The organism is Vibrio sp. 10N.239.311.G01 (genome assembly GCF_041465805.1).
Taxonomy (GTDB): Bacteria; Pseudomonadota; Gammaproteobacteria; order Enterobacterales; family Vibrionaceae; genus Vibrio; species Vibrio crassostreae_C.
Map to the genome: position 1 here is coordinate 62787 of NZ_JBFSRM010000027.1, position 8809 is coordinate 71595.

The 8809-nt window shown below is 46.8% G+C and carries 5 protein-coding genes; 3 read left to right on the forward strand and 2 right to left on the reverse strand.

Features of this window, described 5'->3' with window-relative positions; translation table 11 throughout:
- Positions 1-97: 97 nt before the first annotated feature.
- The 3 genes from AB6D06_RS18640 to metF all read left to right on the forward strand — a co-directional run bounded on the left by AB6D06_RS18640 (position 98) and on the right by metF (position 4890).
- Complete coding sequence (locus tag AB6D06_RS18640; protein ID WP_017063681.1) at positions 98-1279, forward strand: O-succinylhomoserine (thiol)-lyase; 1182 nt, start codon at positions 98-100, stop codon at positions 1277-1279.
- A gap of 2 nt (positions 1280-1281) precedes the next feature.
- A complete protein-coding gene (locus AB6D06_RS18645; protein WP_372111335.1) occupies positions 1282-3693 on the forward strand; it encodes a bifunctional aspartate kinase/homoserine dehydrogenase II in 2412 nt (803 codons plus the stop codon).
- Positions 3694-3990: 297 nt separating this feature from the next.
- Positions 3991-4890 carry a methylenetetrahydrofolate reductase gene (metF, locus tag AB6D06_RS18650; protein WP_372111338.1) on the forward strand — a complete coding sequence of 300 codons (900 nt, stop codon included), beginning with the start codon at positions 3991-3993 and terminating at the stop codon, positions 4888-4890.
- Positions 4891-5014: 124 nt separating this feature from the next.
- On the opposite strand, the gene AB6D06_RS18655 is transcribed toward metF, so the two are convergent.
- The gene (locus AB6D06_RS18655) at positions 5015-5554 is read right to left on the reverse strand and encodes a PadR family transcriptional regulator (RefSeq protein WP_017061141.1); all 540 of its coding nucleotides are present in this window, start codon (positions 5552-5554) and stop codon (positions 5015-5017) included.
- A gap of 348 nt (positions 5555-5902) precedes the next feature.
- A complete protein-coding gene (gene ppc, locus AB6D06_RS18660) occupies positions 5903-8539 on the reverse strand; it encodes a phosphoenolpyruvate carboxylase (RefSeq protein WP_170791819.1) in 2637 nt (878 codons plus the stop codon).
- Between the last annotated feature and the right edge of the window lie 270 nt (positions 8540-8809).

The window sequence follows — 8809 nt, forward strand, 5'->3', positions numbered from 1 at the left end:
TTTATGAAAGTAAAGTGAATAACATATATCTAACACAGCCGCAAAATGCCGACAAGCCGCTGTGATTCTCAGACGCAAAACTTGTAAGGAAGCACCTATGAGCAGCCGGAAGCCAGCAACAATCGCAGTACGTACTGGTATCGAGTCAGACACGCAACACCATGCCGTTGTCCCACCCATTTATCTTTCGACTAACTATGGGTTTCCCGCTTTTGGTGAAGTGCCAAAGTACGATTACACCCGTTCTGGTAACCCAAACCGCGGTTTATTAGAGACGGCACTGTTTGAGCTTGAATCAGGCAAAGGCGCGGTTGTGACTAACTGTGGTACTTCGGCGCTTAACTTATGGGTTTCGGCTTTCTTAGGCGGCGATGATCTTATTATTGCACCGCACGATTGCTACGGCGGTACTTACCGTCTGTTTAACACTCGCTCGCTAAAAGGTGACTTCAAAGTTCTGTTCGTTGATCAATCGGATCAAGCAGCGCTGGATGCGGCGCTCGCGCTTAAGCCAAAGTTGATCTTAATTGAAACCCCATCGAATCCACTGGTTCGCGTGGTTGATATTGCAGAAACTTGCCGTAAAGCGAAAGAGGTTGGTGCTCTGGTTGCTGTCGACAACACGTTTTTGACACCTGTGTTCCAAAAGCCTTTAGAGCTGGGTGCTGATTTTGTTATCCACTCAACCACTAAGTACATCAATGGACACTCAGATGTTATTGGTGGCGTTGTGGTCACTAAGACAGAAGAACACGCTGAAGAGTTAGCATGGTGGGGCAACTGTATTGGTGCGACCGGCACACCATTTGATAGCTACATGACTTTACGTGGTATTCGTACGCTAGGTGCGCGTATGCGAGTTCACGAAGAAAGCTCACGTGAAATTCTAGCGTCTCTGCAGCAACAAGATCTTGTTGGCACTATTTACCACCCAAGCCTTCCTGAACATCCGGGTCATGATATCGCGAAGAAACAGCAATCGGGCTTTGGTTCCATGCTCAGTTTTGAGTTTGCGGGCTCATTCGAGGCGCTTAAATACTTTGTTGATAAGTTAGAGCTGTTTTCTTTGGCAGAATCATTGGGCGGTGTTGAAAGCCTGATTTGTCACCCTGCGTCGATGACTCACCGCGCGATGGGTGAAGAAGCCTTAGCAGAAGCGGGTGTTTCTCAGCAACTACTGCGTCTATCTGTTGGCCTTGAAGATGCAGAAGACCTAATCGATGACCTCAAGCAAGCGTTTGAAAGAACACAGCGCTTTATCGCTGAAGGGGAGGGTTAATAATGGCAACCTTTCGCCAGCTACATAAATTTGGTGGCAGCAGTTTAGCGAATCCTGAATGTTACCAACGCGTGGTCAACATTCTTAGAGAATACTCATCAGCATCTGATTTGGTGGTGGTATCGGCAGCAGGCAAAACAACCAACCGTTTGATTGAATTTGTTGAAGCGCTCGACAAAGATGGTCGTATTGCCCATGAATGCCTACAAGCACTTCGTCAGTTCCAACTCGATCTGATTGAAGCACTGCTTGAGGGTGAATCAGCCGCACAACTTACTTCAACCATTCAACAAGAATTTACCGCTTTGGGTGAGCTAACGGCTCCCTTGAGCGAAGCACAAAAAGCAAAAGTGCTTGGACACGGTGAGGTTTGGTCTTCACGTATACTCGCGGCTTTGTTGTGCCAGCATGATTTACAAGCTGTCGCACAAGATGCTCGTGCTTTCTTACGTGCAGAAGTGGGCGCTCAGCCTGAAGTGGATCGTGCTCGTTCTTATCCTCTGATTAAAGAAGCCTTGGCGCAACATGCCCATTGTCGTGTGGTGATTACCGGCTTTATGGCGCAAAACACTGAAGGTGAAACGGTATTACTTGGTCGCAATGGTTCAGACTATTCAGCAACCGTGATTGGCGCTTTAGCTGAAGTGGATCGCGTAACGATTTGGAGTGATGTAGCAGGCGTATACAGTGCTGACCCTCGCTTGGTGTCGGATGCGTGTTTACTGCCTCTACTTCGTCTTGATGAAGCAAGTGAACTCGCTCGTCTTGCCGCACCTGTGCTTCATAGCCGCACACTACAGCCAGTCGCGCAAAGTGCGATGGATCTGAGCTTGCGTTGCAGCTATCAGCCGGAGGCGGGCTCTACACAGATCGAGCGTGTACTGGCATCGGGTCGTGGCGCAAAAATCATTACCTCTTTGGATGAAGTGCTTATCGTGCAACTGACCTTTGGTCACGGCCATGATTTCGACCGTCTAGAGAGTGAAGTGCTTGAAGGGCTTAAGCGTGCTCAACTTGAGCCGCTTGCTTATGAGCTTGAACCGGATCAACACTGTTTGCGTCTTGCCTACACAGAAGAGATCGCTGGTGGTGCATTAGAATATCTCCAAGACCATGCGATTGAAGCTGAGATTAAGCTAAAAGAAGGTTTCTCTCTGATTGCTGCAGTGGGTGCGGGTGTGACTAAGAACCCTAATCATTGCTACGGTTTCTACCAGCAGCTTAAGAGCTCGCCGGTTGAGTTCATCTCAGAAGCGAACTCAGGCTTAAGCTTGGTGGCTGTGATTCGTAAGAGTGAAACATCAAATCTAGTGAAAGGCATTCATTCTCAACTGTTCCAAGCGCAGAAGCGTGTTGCGATTGCCTTGTGTGGTAAGGGCAATATTGGTTCAAGCTGGTTAAGCCTGTTTGCTGAGCAAAAAGCGGAACTTGAAAAGCGCCGTGGAATGAACTTTGAATTGGTTGCCGTGGTTGATAGCCAAACCTATTGGTTCGACGATCAAGGTATTGATGCGACTTCGGTAGGTAAGCGCTTTGACGACGAAGCTATTGCTAACAATGGTAACGACTGGTTAGAGCGTTTGGGCTCTATTCAAGGTTATGACGAAGCAGTGGTTCTGGATGTGACTGCGAGCCCAGTGCTTGCAGCAAAGTATCTGCAAATCGCACAACAAGGTATTCACCTAATCTCGGCGAACAAGGTGGCAGGTTCTGCATCGAGCGAGTATTACCATCAAGTACAAGATGCTTTCGCTAAGATCAGCCGTCATTGGTTGTACAACGCGACAGTGGGTGCTGGATTGCCGATTAACCACACGGTACGTGACCTACGTGAAAGTGGCGATGACATCATTGCGTTGTCTGGCATTTTCTCGGGCACGTTGTCTTGGTTGTTCCAACAGTTTGATGGCACCGTGCCGTTCAGCGAGTTGGTTGACTTAGCATGGCAACAAGGCCTTACGGAACCTGACCCTCGTGCTGACCTAGATGGCTCAGACGTGATGCGTAAGCTGGTGATTCTGGCGCGTGAATCTGGTTTGGATATCGAACCTGAAAACGTAAAAGTGGAATCGCTCGTACCTGCAGAGCTGCAAGATCTATCTGTGGATGACTTCTTCGACAAAGCTTCTGTACTGAGCGAAGAGCTGGCTGAGCGTTTAGAGAAAGCGCACTCTCAACAGAAAGTTCTGCGTTACGTAGCGCGTTTGGAGAAGAACGGTAAGGCAACCGTAGGCGTTGAAGCACTGTCTAAAGAACATGCTCTGGCGAACTTGTTGCCTTGCGACAACATCTTTGCGATTGAGAGCAAATGGTACAAAGATAATCCATTGGTTATTCGTGGCCCAGGTGCCGGTCGTGAAGTAACGGCAGGTGCAATTCAATCTGATTTAAACAGAATGTCTAGCCTGTTCTGATACTCATATCGGTTGGTTTGAAACTCAGATCAATTGTTTTAGTACGTAAATGGCATACTATTCACTAAGATAAATAAGGCTGAAAGCACGATGTGTTTTTCAGCCTTTTTTCTACATTATTTCTGCTTTGCGACCCATCTAACGACTTGAGTTTTACTCACGATCTACTTGAGAAAAATTCATAATGGATCTGTTGACATTAAATCGTATTCAATACATTCTACAGACATATAGACGTCTAAACGTCGTTTAAGGATTTGAGTTTTTAGTGGTTGCTTTTGCCACAGGGAGAGTAAGATGGGATACACACACGCAGGCCATATCGACGCTTTAAATCAGAATATCGCTGAGCTTTCTGACAACATCAATGTGTCATTTGAGTTTTTTCCACCAAGCAGTGAGAAGATGGAAGAGACCTTGTGGAATTCTGTTCACCGTCTTAAAACACTCCAACCAAAATTTGTATCAGTAACCTACGGTGCAAACTCGGGTGAGCGTGATCGTACCCACTCAATTATTAAAGAAATTAAGAACCAAACAGGCCTAATTGCTGCACCACACTTAACGTGTATTGATGCTAGCCGTGAAGAGCTGATTCAAATTGCTGATGATTACTGGGCAAATGGCATTGAGAGCATTGTTGCGTTGCGTGGTGATATCCCAGCAGGCGGTGGCGCTCCAGATATGTATGCATCTGACTTGGTTGAGCTGCTTAAATCTCGCCACGACTTTGATATCTCTGTTGCAGCTTTCCCTGAGGTTCACCCTGAAGCAAAAAGTGCTCAATCAGACCTTATTAACCTGAAGCGTAAAGTGGATGCTGGCGCTAACCGTGCCATCACGCAATTCTTTTTTGATGTAGAAAGTTACTTACGTTTCCGTGATCGCGGTGTGGCGGCAGGTATCGATGTTGAAATCGTACCGGGCATCTTACCTGTTTCTAACTTCAAGCAAGCATCTCGCTTTGCTGCGATGAACAACGTAAAAGTACCGGGCTGGATGGCGAAGCAGTTTGAAGGTTTGGATGATGATCCAACGACTCGTCAGCTTGTTGGTGCTAGCCAAGCAATTGATATGGTTCGTACACTGAGCCGTGAAGGTGTGAAAGATTTCCACTTCTACACGCTAAACCGTGCAGAAATGACTTATGCACTTTGCCATACGCTAGGTGTTCGTCCGCAAGTCGCTGCGCTGTAAGAAAAGTCTAAGAAGTAAAGCCTAAGCACTTGTAAAAAGCCTCTGGCAGTAACATTTCAAATCCTATAGATACAAAAAAGGCTTGGACTCATAGAGTTCAAGCCTTTTGCTTTTCTAGCTTAACTTAAGCTAGAGCGCCAAGTTCAAGCAGTACTTCTTCAGCCCATACAATCCATGCTTCACGGATAAGTAGGTTACGACGAAGTGTTAGACGCTCAAGGCGTGCTTGCTTGTCTAGTGTCGATGGCGTTGCGTAGTAAGCTGCTTCGATTTCACGGTAGTGAGAAACCAGTTTGCGAGACTCTTCTACTAGCTCAGCAAGTTGTACACGGTAAGCGTCAGAAGGTTGTACAGCACAAGCCATTAGCTTAGCTGAGAACTCGTCACGAACGGTTGGGTGTGCAGTTGGTTGTTCAAACCATTCACCTAGCGCGCCACGGCCAGCATCAGTGATAGAGTAAACTTTACGATCAGGTTTGCCTTCTTGAGGCTCAAGCACGCAAGTTACCTGGTCGTTCTGAGCCATTTTATTTAGCTCGCGGTAAACTTGTTGATGGCTAGCTTTCCAGAAGTAACCAATGCTTGCGGAGAATTCTTTTGTGATATCGTAACCAGTAGCATCGCGTGTACTTAAAACGGTTAGAATTACGTGTGGTAATGACATGTCTGAAATCCAAATGGTAAACAGTAAACAAATACTTAAACAACAAGTGTGCTTCTAATGGCACGTTATATTGGTTATGTCTAAGTAGCACCAACTCATCGGTTGGTTATGTCACCTTACAAAGCCGTTTATCACCTAGGTTGACCAGTTTATTGGTCAAGATGCTGCAGATTATTTTTTGGAGTGTTTCCGCAGCGGAGCAGTAGTATATCTAAATAATAAGCATAAAGTAGAATACATGGACAAAATAACCCAAAAAACTGACAAAAAACTCACTATTGCTTATTTTGTGAAATAAAAAGGTCGCACTAGGCGACCTTTTGTCTGTTGAATGGTAGGAATCACTAATTAACCAGTGTTTCGCATGCCTGCTGCAATGCCTGCAATCGTCACCATTAGCGCTTCTTCAAGCTCTGCTGGTGGTGTTTCACACTTACGAGTACGGTAAAGCAGTTCAGCTTGAAGCATGTTTAGTGGCTCAACGTAGATGTTACGTAGGCGGATTGACTCAAGTCCCCAAGGGTCGCTCTGCATTAGGTTCTCGTTGTTCTCAACATTTAGCACGGCTTTGATGTCTTTTTGCAGCTGTTCACGCAGTAACTCACCTAATGGTAATAGCTCTTCGTCAACAAGGCGTTGGTCGTAGTACTTAGCGATTTCCATGTTGCACTTCGAGTACACCATTTCCAACATACCGAGACGGGTAGAGAAGAACGGCCACTCGCGACACATCTCTTCGAGCAGGGCTTGATGGCCTTGATCTACAGAGTACTGAATCGCTTCACCAGCGCCTAACCATGCAGGCAGTACCAAACGGTTTTGGCTCCAAGAGAAGATCCATGGAATCGCACGTAGGCTTTCTACGCCGCCGTTCGGGTTACGTTTCGCAGGGCGAGAGCCAAGAGGCAGTTTACCTAGCTCCAGTTCAGGTGTCGCTTGACGGAAGTAAGGTACGAATTTCTCTTCGCCACGAACCACGTTGCGGTAAGCCTCACAAGATACTTGAGATAGCACTTCCATTAGGTCGCGCCACTCTTGTTTTGGCTCAGGTGGCGGCAGAAGGTTCGCCTCTAGAATCGCGCTTGCGTAAAGGTTGAAGCTGTTTACAGCAACGTCTGGTAAGCCAAGTTTAAAGCGGATCATTTCGCCTTGCTCTGTTACACGTAAACCGCCTTTCAAGCTCTTAGGTGGCTGAGAAAGAAGAGCAGCGTGCGCCGGAGCACCACCACGACCAACCGTACCGCCACGACCGTGGAATAGAGTCAGTTCAATGCCTTCTTCATCACAAACCTTAACCAGTTTGTCCATTGCATCATATTGAGCCCAACCTGCAGACATTACGCCCGCATCTTTCGCTGAGTCAGAGTATCCGATCATCACCATTTGGTGGTTCTGGATAAAGCCACGGTACAAGTCGATGCTCATTAGCTGTTTCATTACTGCTTCTGAGTTGTTCAAGTCGTCTAGCGTTTCGAACAGCGGACATACGTCCATGCGGTATGGGCAGCCACATTCTTGCAGTAGTAAGTGAACAGCCAGTACATCTGATGCAGTACGAGCCATAGAAATTACGTAAGCACCGAAGGCTTCACGAGGTTGAGCAGCAATAACCTTGCAGGTGTCTAAAACCTCTTTAACCTGTTCAGATGGCTCCCAATCGCGAGGAAGAAGCGGACGCTTAGAGCTTAATTCATTGGTTAAGAAAGCAATCTTGTCTTGCTCGTTCCATTGGTCGTAGTCGCCAATGCCTAGGTAGCGAGTCAGTTCAGACAGTACATCTGAGTGACGAGTACTTTCTTGACGAACATCGAGACGAACTAGGTGTACACCGAACGCTTTTAGGCGGCGCAGAGTATCAAGCAGAGAACCGTCTGCGATTACGCCCATGCCACATTCGTGCAGCGATTGGTAACATGCGTAAAGCGGTGTCCAAAGTTGCTCGATGTTCTGTAGTGTTTCTTTCTTCGGAACCTCTGTGTCATGCAATTTTGCATCCAGCACTTCTAGCGTGTTGTTCAGTAGAGTGCGTAGGTTCTTCAGGATTGCACGGTAAGCTTCGTGTTCATCACCTGCTAGCTCACGAACGGCATCATTACACTTAGTCATCGACAGTTCGGTAATCAGCTCGTTTACGTCGCCTAAGTAAAGATCGGCAGCTTTCCAACGAGATAGGCGCAGAACTTCCTTAGTGATGGTGTGCGTTACGAATGGGTTACCATCGCGGTCACCGCCCATCCAAGATGAGAAGTGTACTGGGCGTGCATCGATCGGCAGGCCTTCACCAAGATAACCTTTTAGTCGGCCATCCATTTCACGTAGGAAGTCAGGAACGGCTTCCCATAGAGAGTTTTCTACAACCGCAAAGCCCCACTTAGCTTCATCAAGTGGCGTTGGGCGTTGTTGACGAATCACATCTGAGTGCCAACCTTGAGCGATCAGTTGCTCTAGGCGGCGTTCGGTTTTCACGCGCTCTTTGTGTGATAGGTCGCTTAATTCTAATTTAGACAGACACTCGTTGATCTTAACTAGCTTGTTGATCATGGTGCGACGAGTGATTTCTGTTGGGTGTGCAGTCAGAACGAGTTCAATGTTCAGGTCGCGAACGGCTTGAGCCGCGTCTAGCTTGCTGATGTCATTCTGGTTTAATTTGGAAAATAGAGATTGCAGCACGTCTGGTTCACAAACATGCTCCTCACAGTGGCGAGAGATGGTGTGGTACTGCTCTGCCATGTTGGTGAGGTTGAGAAATTGGTTAAATGCACGAGCAACAGGAGTGAGTTGTTCGTTCGGCAGGTTTTTGATTTCTTCAACTAGGCTGTCACGGTCAGCTTTGTTGCCTGCGCGGGCGGATTTGGAAAGTTTACGGATAGTCTCCACTTTCTCTAAGATAACGTCACCATGTGCATCTTGGATTGTGTTACCTAGCAAGCGTCCCAGCATGCTTACGTTACTCTTGAGAGCGGCGTATTTCTCGTTCATTGTCATCCTGCCTCGTAAAAAAATTACATCCATTGTTCCTTGTTAAGTACACAATCTAGCGAAAAGTGCTGTATCTAGTCAAATAAAGCATTCTAAGTTTGCAATTATTAGTTTTCGAAATGCGGGAGAAGTAAATTTTCCAAGACTTCGGAATAAAGTGAAATTTAATTACAAGATCAGGCTTTGGCTGGGATAACAGAATAAAAGCCACCTTTTAGGGCTAATGCCGATCAGTTAAAGCCAAAGCGATCGGTTGAAGGATCCTTCAGAGCTGTC

Excerpts from the sequence above, each read along its gene's own strand:
- AB6D06_RS18640 (WP_017063681.1), top strand. The coding sequence starts at position 98 with ATGAGCAGCCGGAAGCCAGCAACAATCGCAGTACGTACTGGTATCGAG.
- AB6D06_RS18645 (WP_372111335.1), top strand. The coding sequence starts at position 1,282 with ATGGCAACCTTTCGCCAGCTACATAAATTTGGTGGCAGCAGTTTAGCG.
- metF (WP_372111338.1), top strand. The coding sequence starts at position 3,991 with ATGGGATACACACACGCAGGCCATATCGACGCTTTAAATCAGAATATC.
- AB6D06_RS18655 (WP_017061141.1), bottom strand. The coding sequence starts at position 5,554 with ATGTCATTACCACACGTAATTCTAACCGTTTTAAGTACACGCGATGCT.
- ppc (WP_170791819.1), bottom strand. The coding sequence starts at position 8,539 with ATGACAATGAACGAGAAATACGCCGCTCTCAAGAGTAACGTAAGCATG.